The organism is Pseudorhodoferax sp. LjRoot39 (assembly GCF_964253035.1).
Lineage (GTDB): Bacteria > Pseudomonadota > Gammaproteobacteria > Burkholderiales > Burkholderiaceae_C > Pseudorhodoferax.
Genome location: NZ_CAXUQL020000001.1, coordinates 3032763 through 3049342, shown reverse-complemented (window position 1 = coordinate 3049342; position 16580 = coordinate 3032763). Strand labels below are relative to the sequence as shown.

Genomic DNA, 16580 nt, shown 5'->3' with positions numbered 1-16580 from the left:
CATGCGCTGGCTCCGCTCCGTCCAGGCAGGTGCGCAGCATGCGGACGCGCAGGCGGCGCAGGAATCGCTCTTCAACCCGCGCTGGCACCGCGTGGCCGGCCTGCGCCCGCAGCTGCGGCCCCATGCCGAACTGCGGCTGCAGGTGCAGCGCGGCAAGCCCTTCCATGTGCTGCGCGACCTCACCAACGACAACGCGCTGCGCCTGAACGATGCCGCCTACGCCTTCGTGGGCCGCTGCGATGGCCAGTCCAGCGTGCAGCAGATCTGGAACGCGATGCTCGCGGCCCAGCCCCACCAGGCCGTCACGCAGACCGAGATCATCGAGCTGCTGGTCGGCCTGCACGGACGCAACCTGCTGCAGTTCGACGTCACGCCCGACGTGGAAAACCTGTTCCACGCGCAGGACCGCCGCCGCCGCCGGCGCCGTGCCGGCGGCGTCAACCCGCTGGCCTTCCGGCTGCCGCTGGGCGACCCCTCGCGCCTGCTGGCGCCGCTGCGCCCGCTCGGCCCCTGGCTGTTCTCGCGCACCGGCCTCGCGCTGTGGCTGGCCGCCGTGCTGCCGGCGCTGCTGGCCGCGGCCATGCACTGGGACGAACTGGCCCAGGGCGCCGGCAAGGTACTCGCCTCGCCCGGCTACGTGCTGCTGGCCTGGCTGTGCTATCCCTTCATCAAGGGCCTGCACGAGGCCGCCCACGCGCTGGCGCTGCAGCGCTACGGCGGCGAGGTGCGCCAGGCCGGCGTGACCCTGATCGCGCTGAGCCCCGTGCCCTTCGTCGACGCCTCCGCCGCCGACGGCCTGCGCCGGCGCGGCCAGCGCGCGCTGGTGAGCGCCGCCGGCATCCTGGCCGAGCTGGCCATCGCCGCGCTCGCCATGGGCGTGTGGCTCGCGGTGCAGCCCGGCCTGGTACGCGACCTGGCCTTCGTCGTCATGCTCACCGGCGCCCTGTCCACGGTGCTGACCAACGGCAACCCGCTGCTGCGCTACGACGGCTACTTCGTGCTGTGCGACCTGCTGGACCTGCGCAACCTCGCCACGCGCAGCGGGCGCTGGTGGTCCGAGGCGCTGGGCCAACGGCTGTTCGGCGTGCGTGTGCGCACGCCGGTCGAGCCCCTGCCCGGCGAGCGCATCTGGCTGCAGGTCTACGCGCCGCTGTCGTGGACCTACCGCGTGGTGCTGTCCGTCGTCGTCAGCCTGTGGCTGGGCAGCTTCGCGGCCATGCTGGGCATCGCCGCGCTGGTCGTGCTGCTGGGCGCCAACACCGTGGTGCCCTTCAAGAACATGCTGCAGATGCTGGGCCTGTCCGGCCGCGAGGACGGCGAGCGCCGGCGCGCCTGGCTGCGTGCGGGCGTGGTCGGCGCCGCGCTGGCGGCCTTCGTCACGCTGGTGCCGCTGCCGCAGTCCAGCGTCGCCGAGGGCGTGGTCTGGCTGCCCGAGAACGCCCAGCTGCGTGCCGGCACCGACGGCTTCATCGCCGAACTGGACGCCGCCAACGGCCAGCAGGTGCAGGCCGGTGCGCGCATCGCGCTGCTGGACGATCCGGTGCTGCCGGCACGGCGCGCCACGCTGGCCGGCGACGTGGCCGAGGCCAATGTGCGCCTGTTCTACGCCATCGACCGCGCCCCGCAGGACGCGCCCGACCTGCGCCAGCGCCTGGCCTACCACGAGGCCGAACTGGCGCGCCTGGACGAGCGCCTGGCCGTGCGCGAGGTCCCGGCGCTGGCCGACGGCCTGCTGGTGCTGCCCCGGCACGACGAGCTGGTCGGCCAGTTCCGCCGCCGCGGCGAGGCCATTGGCTACGTGCTGACTGCCGCGCCCACCACCGTGCGGGTGGCCCTGCCGCAGCAACAGGCCGAGCTGGTCCGCGGTCGCACACTGGGCATCGCGGTGCGGCTGCGCGAAAGCCCCGCGCAATCGCATGCCGGCCGCATCGCGCTGCGCGTGCCCGGCACGCTGAACCAGCTGCCCAGCGCCGCGCTGGGCGAAGCCTCCGGCGGCCGCATCGCCACCGACCCGGCCGACCCGGACGGCCTGCGCACGCGCCAGCCCGTGGTGGTCATGGACATCGAACTGGACGGGCGTGCGAGCCCGCGCTTCGGCACGCGCGCGCTGGTGCGCTTCGACCACGGCACGGCGCCGCTGGCACAACAAGCATTGCGCGGCCTGCAGCAACTGCTGCTCGGCCACTTCAATCCGAGATCATGAAACTCCCCCAGTCTGCGCGCTGCGCGCTCCGCCAACCCCCTCAAGGGGGCGCCGCCAGCGGCCGGGCGGAGCCCGGGCCAAAGCGTCTGCTGGAACGGCCTGCTCCGCGGCCATCAGACCAGTCGGGGTGCACGGTTCGCTGGACGGTCATGACGCCATGAATCCCGCAACCGCCCTGCCCGTCCCCGGCATGCGCTGGGGCAGCTACCCCGAGCGGCCCGAGCCGCCCGGCGGACGCAGCTGGCGCCGCGGCCTGCCGCTGCCCTTCACGCTGCGCTGGCCCGGTGCCTGGCGCCGGCACGCGCAGGCCGTGTGGGACCAGGCCGCGCAGTGGCAGGCGCTGGACGAACAGGCCTTCGCCGCGCTGCGCGAGCCCGTGCAGCAGCTGCTGCTGCGCGGTGGCCTGGACGGCGCCGCCGCCGCCCAGGCCCTGGCCTACGTGGCCGAGGCCGCGCGCCGCACCCAGGGCCGCCAGGCCTACGTCACGCAGCTGATGGCCGCGCTGGCCCTGCTGCGCGGCCACCTGGCCGAGATGGCCACCGGCGAGGGCAAGTCGCTGGCCGCGGCGCTGACGGCCGGCGTCGCCGCGCTCGCCGGCATCCCCGTGCACGTGCTCACCGCCAACGACTACCTGGTGCAGCGCGACGCCGAGACCTTCACGCCGCTGTACCGGCTGCTGCACCTGCGCTGCGCCTGGGTCGGTGCCCGCCACGACGAGGCCGAGCGCCGCCACGCCTATGGCGCCGACGTGGTCTACGCCACCGCGCGCGAGGCCGCCTTCGACTACCTGCGCGACCGCATGCGCCACGGCACCGGCAGCGCACCGCTGCAGCAGCGCGCGCGTGCGCTGACCAGCCAGGACGGCCAAGGCCCGGTGCTGCGCGGCCTGTGCATGGCCGTCATCGACGAGGCCGACAGCATCCTCATCGACGAGGCGCAGATGCCGCTGGTGCTCTCGCGCGAGGTGGCCGACCCCGCCGCCCGCGCCTTCCTGTGGCAGGCCTGGGCGCTGTCCGGCCGACTCGTGCCGGGCCACGACTTCGCGCTCTCGGGCCAGCCCGCGCGCGCCGCCATGCTTCCCGCCGGCCTGGAACGCCTGGCCCGGCTGGCAGAGGGCCTGGGGCCGCTGTGGGTCAATGCCCAGCACCGCGCCGAGACCGTGGTCACCGCGCTCACGGCGCGCCACCTGCTGCAGCGCGACCGCGACTACGTGGTCGTGCCCGGCGATCCGGCCCAGCGCAAGAAACCCGAGATCGCCATCGTCGACATGCTCTCGGGCCGCATCGCCGACGGCCGGCGCTGGTCGCGCGGGCTGCACGGCCTGGTGGCGCTCAAGGAAGGCATCCCCATGCCGCCCGAGTCCGAGACCATGCTGCAGATGACCTACCAGCGCTTCTTCCGCCGCTACCACCGGCTGTGCGGCATGAGCGGCACGCTGGCCGAGGGCCGCACCGAACTGCGCCAGCTGTACGGCTGCACCATGCTGCGCGTGCCGCTGCGCCTGCCAGACCGCGCCAGCGCCTGGCCGCTGCGCTGCTACGCCGACGACGCAGCGCGCCAGCGCGCCGCCATCGTGCGCATCCAGGCCCTGGCAGCCAGCGGGCGGCCGGTGCTGGTCGGCTGCGATTCGGTCGCCGCCAGCGAGGCCATGGGCGCCGCCCTGGCCGCTGCCGGCGTGGCCCACCAGGTGCTGCACGCGCGGCTGGATGCCGCCGAGGCCGCCATCGTCGCCCGGGCCGGCGCGCACGGCCAGGTCACGGTGGCCACCAACATGGCCGGCCGCGGCACCGACATCCACCTGGACGCCCTGGCCCTGGCCGCCGGCGGCCTGCACGTGCTGAGCTGCCAGCACAACGCCTCGCGCCGGCACGACCGCCAGCTCTCCGGCCGCGCCGCGCGCCAAGGCCAGCCTGGCAGCCACGAGACCTGGCTGGTGCCGCGCCCGCCACCGGCCGCCGCGACGGACGAGGCCGGTGGCACCGGCGCCCGGCTGTCCGGCCTGCACCGGCTGCTGCGCCTGCTGCCCGGCCGCGTGCGCGCCGATGGCCGCGCCGCCCTGCCGCCCGCCCTGCTGGCCTGGGCGCTGCGGCGCGAGCAGCAGCGCACCGAGCGGCTGCAGGCCCGGCGCCGGCAACAGTTGTTCCAGCACGACATCCGTTTCGACGCCAGCCTGTGCTTCACAGGCCAGCGCCGCTGACCGTGCCATCCTTGATTCGCCCACACCGATGCACCACCACCCGCCGATGCCCCCACCGCCACGCCGCTCCCCCCTGCCCTGGCTCGGCCTGCTGCCGGCCTTGCTGGCACCGGCCAGCCAGGCCCAGCCGGCGCCGCAGGCATTGGCCTGCCTGATCCAGCCGGCCCAGGTGGCCGAGGTCGGCAGCGCGGTCATCGGCGTGGTGCAGACGCTGCAGGCCGACCGTGGCGACCACGTGCGCAAGGGCCAGGTGCTGGCCACGCTGCGCTCGGACGTGGAGCGCGCCAGCGCCGAGGCGGCCCAGTCGCGCGCCAAAAGCCTGGGCGAGCTGCGCGGCGCCGTCGCCGCGCTCGACCTGGCCGAGCTGCGGCGCGACCGCGCCAAGTCGCTCAAGGACGAGAACTTCGTCTCGGCCCAGGCGCTGGAGCAGGCCGAGGCCGAATTCCGCGTCGCCAAGGAACGCGTGGCCCAGGTGCGCGAGGCACTGCGCACGGCCACGCGCGAGGTCAACACCTCCGAGGCCCAGCTGGCCCAGCGCACGCTGCGCGCGCCCTTCGACGGCGTGGTGGTGGAGCGCTACGCCAACCTGGGCGAACGCTTCGAGGAGAAGGCCTTGTTCCGCATCGCCGCCGTCGCCACCCTGCGCGTGGAGCTGGTGGCGCCGCTGCCGCTGTTCGGCCAGCTCAAGGTCGGCCAGAAGATCCAGGTGACGCCCGAGCTGCCCGGCGCCGAAGTGCGCACCGCCAGCATCGTGCAGATCGACCAGGTGCTGGACCCGGCCAGCAACACCTTCCGGCTGCGGCTGGACCTGCCCAACGCCGATGGCAGCCTGCCGGCCGGCCTGCGCTGCCGCGCCGATCTGGGCCTGGCCGCCGCCGCCAAGACCCCACCCGCCACCCCGATGAACGGCGCCGCCGCGCGTTAACGCCATGCCCCTGCCGCCGCGCCAGCGCCCGCTGCTCGAGGACATCGAGCGGCGCATCCTGTACTCGGCCGACACCCCGGCCGGCGCACTGGCCGCCACGCTGCCCCGGACCGATGCCCAGGCCGAGCAGTCAAACGCCACCGCGCCCGCGCAGGCGCAGCCGGAGGTGGAACTGGTGGTGCTGGACGAGCGCGTGCCCGACGCCGACGCCCTGCTGCAGGACATCGCCGCCCAGGCCGCCGAAGGCCGCAGCATCGAGGTGGTGCGCGTGGGCGCCGGCGAGGACGGCGTGGCCGCCATCACGGCCGCGCTGGCCGGCCGCAGCGACGTGACCGCGCTGCACATCGTGAGCCACGGCGGCACCGGCGCCGTGCAGCTGGGCCAGGACGCACTGGACAACGACGCACTGCTCGCCCGCGCGGCCGACATCGCCGGCTGGGGCAACCACCTGGCGGCGGGCGCCGACATCCTGCTGTACGGCTGCGACGTGGCCAGCGACGATGCCGGCCGCGCGCTCGTGCAGGGCCTGGCCGAGCTGACCGGCGCCGATGTCGCGGCCTCCACAGACGCCACCGGCGCCGCCGCGCTCGGCGGCAACTGGACCCTGGAGATGCAGACCGGCCACATCGAGGCCCAGCTGGCCTTCGGCCTGCAGACCCAGGCCCAGTGGCAGGGCCTGCTGGCCACCTACACGGTGACCAGTGCGGCCGACAGCGGCGCCGGCACGCTGCGCCAGGCCATCACGGACGCCAATGCCAACGCAGGCGCCGACACGATCAACTTCAATATCGCGGGCGCCGGCCTGCAGACCATCAACCTCACCTCGGCGCTGCCCACCATCACCGGCGCGACCACCATCCTGGGCTACACGCAGTCCGACGCCAGCGTCAACACCGCCAGCACCGGCAGCAACGCCGTGATCCGCATCGCGCTGAACGGCTCGGGCGCCGGGGCCGGCGTCAACGGCCTGAACTTCGGCGCCGGCAGCGCCGGCAGCAGCGTCAGCGGCCTGGCCATCGGCGGCTTCGCTGGCGCGGGCATCCTGACCAGCGTGGGCGGGCTCACGGTGACCGGCAACTTCATCGGCACCAACGCAGCGGGCACAGCCGTCAGCGCCAACGCCACCGGCATCTCGATGGCGGGCAGCGGCGCCACCACCATCGGTGGCAGCGCGCTTACCGACCGCAACCTGGTCTCGGGCAACACCAACAACATCGTCAGCAGCGCCACCGGCGGCGTGACCGTCCAGGGCAACCTGGTCGGCACCAACAACGGAGGCAGCACCACCCTGGGCACGCCCACGGCCAACATCAGCATTTCGGCCGGCACCGCCAATGCGGTCGGCGGCGCCAATGTCGGCGAAGGCAACGTGATCGCCGGCGGTGCCAAGGGCGTGGTCGTCACCGGCACCAGCACCGTGGCCAGCGTGCTGGGCAACATGATCGCCAGCGTGTCCTCCATCGGCATCGACCTGGGCAACGACGGCGCCACCGCCAACGACACCGGCGATGCCGACACCGGTGCCAACGGGCTGCAGAACTTCCCGGTGCTGACGGGAGCTCAGACCAACGCCAGCAGCGCCGTGGCCGTGCAGGGCACGCTCAACAGCACGGCCAGCACCAGCTTGCGCATCGAGTTCTACGCCAGCCCCGCGGGCACCAGCACGGCCCAGGGCCGGGTCTACCTGGGTGCCGTCACCGTGGTCACCGACGCCTCGGGCAACGCCAGCTTCACGGCCTCGTTCTCCGCCAACGTTGCCACCGGCGCGCTCATCAGTGCCACGGCCACGCGCGCCTCCACCAACCTCACGGGCTTCTACGAGACCTCGGAGTTCTCCGCCTACCGCGCCACGACGGCACTCAACGTCCTGACGGTCAGTACCACTGCCGACTCCGGCGCCGGCACGCTGCGCCAGGCCATCATCGACGCCAACGCGGCTTCCGGCCCCTCGCTGATCAGCTTCAACATCAGCGGCAGCGGGGTGCACACCATCACGCTGGCCTCCGCCCTGCCCAGCATCACCAAGCAGGTGATCATCGACGGCACCACCGACACCGCCAGCTTCGCGGCCAACGGCAACCGCCCGGCCATCGTGCTGAACGGCAACAACCTCAACGCCGACGGCCTGGTGCTGGCCAGCGGTTCGGGCGGCTCCACCATCCGCGGCCTGGTGATCCAGAACTTCCAGGGCGACGGCATCCAGATCGACTCCGGCTCCGACGGCAACACCATCGCCGGCAACTACATCGGCCGGCTGGCGGCCACCGGCGTGGCGGGTGGCACCGGCAATGGCGCCAACGGTCTCTACGTCCTCAGCGCCAACAACACCATCGGCGGCGCGGCCACCGCCGACCGCAACGTGGTCTCGGGCAACCTGTCCAACGGCATCCGGGTGGAGGGCAGCGGCAACCAGATCCTGGGCAACTGGATCGGTATCGATGCGCTCGGGGTGGATGAGGTGAGCAACGGCGCGCGCGGCATTTATGTCTTCTTTGCCGACAACAACCGCATCGGTGCGGTGGGTGCGGGCAACGTCATCGCATCCCCGCTCAGCAGCGGCAACGGCGCCGGCATCCACATCCAGGGCGGCAGCAATACCACGGTGCAGGGCAACTGGCTGGGCACGAACGCGGCAGGCACGGCCACCTGGGGCATCTATGACGAGGGCATTGCCGTCACCGGCGGTGCCGTCGGCGTGCTGATTGGCGGCACCGGTGCAGGCCAGGGCAACGTGATCGCCTACGCCAACCGGCTCAACAGCACCGACTCCGGTGGCGTCTTTGTGCGAGCCTCTGGCACAAGCGCCACGATCCTGGGCAATTCGATCTACGGCACCAACTACCTGGGCATCGACCTGGCTCCCGGCGGCGTCACCGCCAACGATACAGGCGACGCCGACACCGGCCCCAACAACCTGCAGAACTACCCCGTGCTGACGCTGGCGCGCACCAACGGCAGCGGCAGCTTCGAGATCCGCGGCACGATCAACAGCACGGCCAACACCTACATCCGCGTCGAGCTGTTCGCCAACACCAGCAACGATGCCAGCGGCTACGGCGAGGGCCAGACCTACCTGGGCTTCGTCAACGTGCTGACCGATGGCAGCGGCAATGCCACCTTCTCCACCACGCTCAGTGCCACCGTGGCCGCCGGCGCCTTCATCTCGGCCACGGCCACCAGGTCCGTGGCCGGCTACGGCAGCTTCACCGACACCTCGGAGTTCGCCAAAAGCGTCGTGGCCATCTCCACCACGCAGTCCGTGGTGGTGGTGGACACGGCGACCGACACCTTGGACGGCGACACCACCAGCCTGTCGACACTGCTGGCCACCAAGGGCGCCGACGGCTTCATCTCGCTGCGCGAAGCCATCACCGCCATCAACAACACGCCCGCCGGCAGCCTGCCCACGCTGGTGAACTTCAACATCGCCGGCACGGGCGTGCACACCATCACGGTCGCTTCGGTGCTGCCCCACATCAACCGGCCGGTGGTCATCGATGGCACCACCGACGACAGCTTCGCGGCCAACGGCAGCCAGCCGGCCATCGTGCTCGACGGCACCACCCGCAGCTTCACGGGCCTGCAACTGAACAGCGGCGCTGCCGGCAGCACCATCCGCGGCCTGGTCCTCAAGGGCTTCTACGAGGGCGTCTTCATCGCCATCGGCTCCAGCGGCAACACCATCGTTGGCAACTACCTTGGCGCGCTGGGCGCCGATGGCAACATCACCGGAGGCACGACGGGCAACCTCTTTGGCATCGACGTGCGCAGCGCCAACAACACCATCGGTGGCACCTCGGCGGCCGACCGCAACGTGATCACCGGCAACGCCAGTGCGCAAGTCAACATCGACAACGCCGGCGCCACAGGCAACCGGGTGATCGGCAACTACATCGGCACCAATGCGGCAGGCGTGGCCGGCAGCGGCAGCGGTGCCAGCCGCGGCATCGTGATCACAGATGGTTCCTTCAACAACCAGGTGGGGGGTGTCGGGGCCGGTGAAGGCAACGTGATCGCCGGGCATTCGGGCATAGGCGTCTCCATCGATGCCGCCGCCGGCACAGGCAACGCCATCCTCGGCAACAGCATCTACTCCAGCGGCGGCCTGGGGCTGGACCTGGGCGCAACCGGCGTGACCGCCAACGACACGGGCGACGGCGACACCGGCGCCAACAACCTGCAGAACTTCCCCGTGCTGACGCTGGCACGCACCGATGGCGCGGGCAGCTTCGAGATCACGGGCACGCTCAACAGCACGGCCAACAGCTTCTTTCGCATCGAGCTTTTCTCCAACGTCGCCAGCGACAGCTCGGGATATGGCGAGGGCCTGACTTTCCTTGGCTACGTCAACGTGGCCACCGATGCCTCGGGCAACGCCACCTTCTCCACCACGATCTCCGCCACCGTGGCGGCAGGTGCCTTCATCTCGGCCACGGCCACCAAGGCCGCCAACGGCGCCTACGCCAGCTTCACCGACACCTCGGAGTTCGCGAAGAACGTGGTGGCGATTTCCAGCACGCAGGCCGTGCTGGTGGTGAACACCGCGTCCGACACGGTGGATGGCGACACCACCAGCATTTCCACGTTGCTGGCCACCAGGGGCGCCGACGGTTTCATCTCGCTGCGCGAGGCCATCACGGCGATCAACAACACGCCGGCCGGCAGCCTGCCCACGCTGGTGAACTTCAGCATCGCCGGCAGCGGCGTGCACACCATCACGCTGTCGTCGCTGCTGCCCACCATCACCAGGCCGGTGGTGATCGACGGCACCACCGACACGGCCAGCGTCACGGCCAACGGTGGCCGGCCGGCCATCGTCGTCAACGTGAACGGCATCGCGGGCGACGGCCTGCGGCTGGGCACCGGCTCCAGCGGCTCGACCATCCGCGGCCTGGTGATCCAGAACTACGCCTCGAACAACGCGGCCTCGGCCATCCGCATCACGGCCGGCTCCAGCGGCAACACCATCGTCGGCAACTACCTGGGCGCCGTCGGCGCCAACGGCGAGCAGGCGGCCGTGGCCTCCGGCGACGACGCCATCTGGATCGAGAGCAGCAACAACATTGTCGGCGGCAGCACGGCGGCCGATCGCAACGTGATCGGCCTGGACGGCACGGCGGCGGGTTTCTACGCCGTGCTGATCGCCGACGGCGACGGCAACCGGATCCTGGGCAACTACGTGGGCACGAACGCCAGCGGCACGGCCAGCTTCACGGGCCTGCAGTCCGGCATCTGGATCAACAGTGCCTCGTCGGCCAACACGCTGATCCAGGGCAACATGATCTCCGGCGCGGGCGACGTGGGCGTCGGCATCAACACCGGCGGCGGTGGCACGCAGGTGCTGGACAACCGCATCGGCATCAATGCCGCCGGCACGGCGCGCATCAGCACCCCGCCGACCGGCATCATGGTGTTCACCTCCGGCGCGGGCATGGTGATCTCGGGCAACTGGATCGGCAGCACCTCGGTGTCGGGCATCATCCTGAGCGACGGCACCAGCGGCATCACGGTGCAGGGCAACCGCATCGGCACCGACCTGGCGGGCACGGCCAACTGGGGCGGCGGGAGCAGCGGCATGCGCATCAGGGGCGACAACCACCTGATCGGCGGCACGACGGCAGGCCAGGGCAACGTGGTGGCCTTCTCCAACCAGAGTTCCAGCGGGTCCGACGCCATCACGGTGTTCGGCGGCACGGGCAACGCGGTCCTGGGCAACAGCCTCTACGGCACGGCCAACACCGGCGGGGGGCTGGGCATCGACCTGGGCGGCGACGGCGTGACGGCCAACGACACCGGCGACGCCGACACCGGCGCCAACAACCTGCAGAACTTCCCTGTGCTCAGCTCGGCGAGCACCAATGGCGCAGGTGTCTTCAACATCGCCGGCACGCTCAACGGCACGGCCAACAGTTTCTTCCGTATCGAGGTGTTCGCCAACACCAGCGCCAACGGCACGGGCTACGGCGAAGGCAGGACCTTCCTGGGTTTCATCAACGTCGCCACCGATGCCTCGGGCAATGCGAGCTTCTCGACCACGCTGTCGGCCACGGTGGCGGCGGGCGCCTTCATCTCGGCCACGGCGACCAGGAGCAATGCGGCCTACAGCGCCTTCACCGACACCTCGGAGTTCGCGGCCAACGTGCTGGCCGTCTCGACCGCACAGACCACGCTGGTGGTGGACACCGCCGCCGACACGGTCAACGGCGACACCAGCAACATCTACGCACTGCTCGCCAACAAGGGCGCCGACGGCTTCATCAGCCTGCGCGAAGCGATCACGGCGATCAACAACACGCCGGCCGGCAGCCTGCCCACGCTGATCCACTTCGACATCGCCGGCAGCGGCGTGCACACCATTACGCTGGGCTCGGCGCTGCCCATCATCGACCGGCCGGTGGTCATCGACGGCACGAGCGACACCGCCAGCGTGGCGGCCAACGGCGGGCGGCCGGCCATCGTCTTGCAAGGCGGCGCAGCAGTCAGCATCGGGTTGCAGCTTGGTGCCAACGCCGACGGCAGCACGATCCGGGGCCTGGTCATCAATGGCTTCACAGGACCGGCGATCCAGATCAGCGCAGGCTCGGATGGCAACACCATCGCGGGCAACTACATCGGAAAATTGCTGCCGACCGGCGGCGTCGATTCGAGCTCCAACAGCAGCACCTTCACCGGCATCCTTGTTGATGGCGGAAGCAACAATACGATCGGCGGCGTGAATGCCGCCGATCGCAATGTGATGGCGGGCTTCAACAATGGCGCGATCCTCCTGCAGGCTGGCGCCGCGGGCAACCACGTTGTGGGCAACTACATCGGTACCGACGCCGATGGAACTCCGCTGATGTTCAACAGCACCGGTGTGTGGATTTCGGGGAGCGCGCAAAACAATGTGATCGGCGGCGTGAATCCGGGAGAAGGAAACCTCATCGCCGGAAATGCCACCGGCGGGATCCGGATGCAGGGCGCGAACAGTTCAGGCAACGCGATTCTGGGGAATTCGATCTATGCCAGCACTTTCAATTTAGGCATCGACCTGGGCTACGACGGCGTGACGCCCAACGACACGGGCGATGCCGACACCGGCTCCAACAACCTGCAGAACTTCCCGGTGCTCACACTGGCGAGCACCAATGGCGCGGGTACCTTCAACATCGCCGGCACGGTCAACAGCACGGCCAACAGCTTCTTGCGCATCGAGCTGTACGCCAATACCAGCGGCGACAGCACGGGCTACGGCCAGGGCCAGACCTTCATCGGCTTCGTCAACGTGGCGACCGACGCCTCGGGCAATGCCAGCTTCTCCGTCACGCTGAGCGCCACGGTGGCGGCAGGCAGCATCATCTCGGCCACGGCCACCCGGTCCAACGCGGCCTACAACAGCTTCAGCGACACCTCTGAATTCGCACGCAACGTGGTGGCCATCTCCACCACGCAGAACACGCTGGTGGTGGACACCAGTGCCGACACCGTCAACGGCGACACCACCAGCCTGTCGACGCTGCTGGCCAACAAGGGCGCGGACGGCTTCATCTCGCTGCGCGAGGCCATCACGGCGATCAACAACACGCCGGCCGGCAGCCTGCCCACGCTGATCCACTTCAACATCGCCGGCACCGGACTGCACACGATCACGCTGGCCTCGGACCTTCCCTACATCGCCAACCCCGTGATCATCGATGGCAGCACGGATGACAGCTTTGCCGCCAACGGCAGCCAGCCGGCCATCCAGATCGATGGCAACAACACCGAGAGTGGCCTGGTGCTGCAGGCCGGTGCCAGCGGCAGCACCATCCGCGGCCTGGCGATCACGAACTTCTTCTACGCGGGCATCTACATTGAGCCCGGATCGGACAACAACACCATCGTCGGCAACTACCTGGGCACGATCGGCGCGGGTGGGCACATGCTGGCCACCACGGTGGAAGCCGGCATCTGGGTCGACAACGCCAGCGCCAACCAGATCGGCGGCAGCAGCCTGGCCGACCGCAACGTGATCATCGGGGTGCCCCAAACCGCGATCTTCGTCAATGGCTCGGGTTCCATCGGCAACCGGGTGCAGGGCAACTGGATCGGCGTGATGCCGGACGGCCTTTCCGCCGCGAGCAGTCCGGGCCAGGGCATTCTGGTCGCGAGCGGCGCCAACAACACGCAGATCGGCGGCCTGGGTGCCGGCGAGGGCAACTGGATCGCCCGCACCGACTACAGCGCCATTGGTGTGATCGCCTCCTCGGGCACCCTCATCCAGGGCAACCGCATCGGCACGGATGCTGCGGGCACCGCCAACTGGGGCGTGGGCATCGCCGCCGGCATGTTCCTCGACGGCGGCGCCAGCGGCAGCCTCGTCCAGGGCAACGTGGTGGCCTTCAGCGGCGCCAACGGCGGCATCCTGCTGACCTCCGCCGCAGGTGCGGGCAATGCCATCCTCGGCAACCAGATCTACGGCAATGCGGGACTGGGCATCGACCTGGGCTTCGATGGCGTCACGCCGAACGACGCAGGCGACACAGACACCGGCACCAACAACCTGCAGAACTACCCGGTGCTGACGCTGGCGCGCACCGACAACTGGGCGCTGTTCGAGATCACCGGCACCATCAACAGCACGGCCAACACGTACCTGCGCATCGAGGTGTTCGCCAATACCGGCAACGACCCCAGCGGCTACGGTGAAGGCGAGACCATCGTGGGTTTTGTCGACGTGCTGACCGACGCGGCAGGCAATGCCACGTTCACCAAGACCTTCACCGGCATCTACCTGGAAGCCGGCAGCTTCATCTCGGCCACGGCCACCCGGGCCACAGACGGCAGCTACACCAGCTTCACCGACACCTCGGAGTTCGCGCGCAGCGTGGTGGCCATCAGCGGTGTGCCCTTGGGCCGCAACGACATGGAGAACATCCTGGTGGTGGACACCGCCGCCGACACGCTGGACGGCGATGTCACCAGCCTGTCCACGCTGCTGGCCAGCAAGGGCGCGGACGGTTTCATCAGCCTGCGCGAAGCCATCATCGCGATCAACAACACACCGGCCAGTGCGTTGCCCACGTTCATCAACTTCAACATCGCTGGCAGCGGCATCCACACCATCACGCTGAGCACGGAGCTGCCCACCATCGTGCGCCCTGTGGTCATCGACGGCGGCACCGACACTGCCAGCACGACGGCCAACGGCGGACGTCCGGCCATCGTGTTGTCGGGCACGGGCGCGGCCAGCAGCGGCGAAGGGGTGGCCCTCGGCAGTGGCAGCGGCGGCAGCACCGTGCGCGGCCTGGTCATCCAGGGCTTCCAGACCGGCATCTGGATCGAGGGCACGTCGACCGGCAATACCATCGCCGGCAACTACATCGGCCGGCTGGGCACGGACGGCACCATCGGCGGCAGCAGCACCAACAACTGGGGCCTGATCGTGCGCACCGCGGGAAACACGATTGGCGGTACCTCGGCGGTCGACCGCAACGTGATCAGCGGCAACACCACAAGCAACATCACGCTGGATTCAGCCTTGGCCACGGGCAACGTGATCGTGGGCAACTACATCGGCACCAACGCCGCCGGCGTGGCCAGCGGCAATGGCGGCACCATCGGTGTCTACATCAGTACCGGCACCAGCAATACGCGGATCGGCGGCACGGCCGCCAACCAGGCCAACCTCATCGCGGGCCACAGCAACCAGGGCGTGTTCATCGCCGCGGGGGCGGGCACAGGCAATGCCATGCTGGGCAACAGCATGCATTCGAACGGTGGCCTGGGCATCGACCTGGGCACGGCGGGCGTGACGGCCAACGACACGGGCGACGGCGACACCGGCGCCAACAACCTGCAGAACTTCCCGGTGCTGACGCTGGCGCGCACCAACGGCAGCGGCAGCTTCGAGATCACGGGCACGATCAACAGCACGGCCAACACCTACATCCGCATCGAGCTGTTCGCCAGCACCAGCAACGACGCCACCGGCTACGGCGAGGGCCAGACCTACCTGGGCTTCGTCAACGTGCTGACCGACGGCAGCGGCAACGCGAGCTTCTCGACCACGCTGTCGGCCACCGTGGCCGCGGGCGCCTTCATCTCGGCCACGGCGACGAAATCGGTGGCGGGCTATGGCAGCTTCAGCGACACCTCGGAGTTCGCGCGCAGCGTGGTGGCCATCCACACCACGCAGCAGAACGTGCTGGTCGTGACCACGGCGGCCGACACCGTGGACGGCGACACCACCAGCATTTCCACGCTGCTGGCCACCAAGGGCGCGGACGGCTTCATCAGCCTGCGCGAAGCCCTCATCGCCCTCAACAACACGGTGGTCAACGGCCTGCCCACGCTGCTGAACTTCGCCATCGCCGGCACCGGCGTGCACACCATCAACCTGGCCACGGCCCTGCCGGACATCACCAAGCCGGTGTTCATGGATGGCCGCAGCGACGACAGCTTCGCGGCCAATGGCAGCCGCCCGGCCATCGTGCTGGCCGGGCCCGGCACCGGGGGCACGACCACCGGACTGCGGCTGGACACCGGCAGCGGCGGCAGCACCCTCCGCGGCCTGGCGATCCAGAACTTCAACACCGGCATCACGATCAACGCAGGCTCCAGCGGCAACACCCTGCTCGGCAACTACATCGGCGCGCTGGCAGCGGACGGCAGCCTGGGCAGCGGCGGCAACGCCTACGGCATCGTCGTGCGCAGCAGCGGCAACACCATCGGCAGCACGCTGGCGGCCGACCGCAACGTGGTCAGCGGCAACACCAGCGCCAACATCGTGCTGGATGCGAACACGGCCACCGGCAACCGCGTCATCGGCAACTACCTGGGCACCGGCGCCGCCGGCGTGGCCGGCGGCAGCGGCGGCTTCTACGGCGTCTGGTTCTCCAACGGTGCGCACGACAACCAGATCGGCGGCACGGCGGCCGGTGAGGGCAACCTCATCGCGGACCAGAGCAGCAGGGGCGTGTTCGCGGACGCGACGGCGGGCGTGGGCAACGCAGTGCTGGGCAACAGCATCTACGGCAACGGTGGCCTGGGCATTGACCTGGGCGCGACGGGCGTGACGGCCAACGACACCGGAGACGGCGACACGGGTGCCAACAACCTGCAGAACTTCCCCGTGCTGACGCTGGCGCGCACCAACGGTGCCGGCAGCTTCGAGATCACGGGCACGATCAACAGCACGGCCAACACCTACCTGCGCATCGAGCTGTTCGCCAGCACGGCCAACGACAGCACCGGCTACGGCGAGGGCCAGACCTACCTGGGCTTCGTCAATGTGC

4 protein-coding genes (1 of these 4 only partly in view) are annotated in these 16580 nt (G+C 70.2%); all 4 read left to right on the top strand.

The window, feature by feature from the left end:
• Position 1: 1 nt before the first annotated feature.
• Positions 2–2203 carry a hypothetical protein gene (locus tag ACSQ4M_RS14290; RefSeq protein ID WP_436190163.1) on the top strand — a complete coding sequence of 734 codons (2202 nt, stop codon included), beginning with the start codon at positions 2–4 and terminating at the stop codon, positions 2201–2203.
• A gap of 157 nt (positions 2204–2360) precedes the next feature.
• Positions 2361–4400, top strand: coding sequence for a prepilin peptidase (locus ACSQ4M_RS14285; protein WP_436190162.1), 2040 nt, complete (start codon positions 2361–2363; stop codon positions 4398–4400).
• 46 nt (positions 4401–4446) lie between these two features.
• Positions 4447–5325 carry an efflux RND transporter periplasmic adaptor subunit gene (locus ACSQ4M_RS14280; protein WP_436190161.1) on the top strand — a complete coding sequence of 293 codons (879 nt, stop codon included), beginning with the start codon at positions 4447–4449 and terminating at the stop codon, positions 5323–5325.
• Between the two features lie 4 nt (positions 5326–5329).
• Positions 5330–16580 carry the 5' portion of a cadherin domain-containing protein gene (locus ACSQ4M_RS14275; RefSeq protein WP_436190160.1) on the top strand. It continues 16460 nt past the right edge of the window, so 11251 of the gene's 27711 nt are visible here — the first part of the coding sequence; it begins with the start codon at positions 5330–5332; its stop codon lies beyond the right edge, outside the window.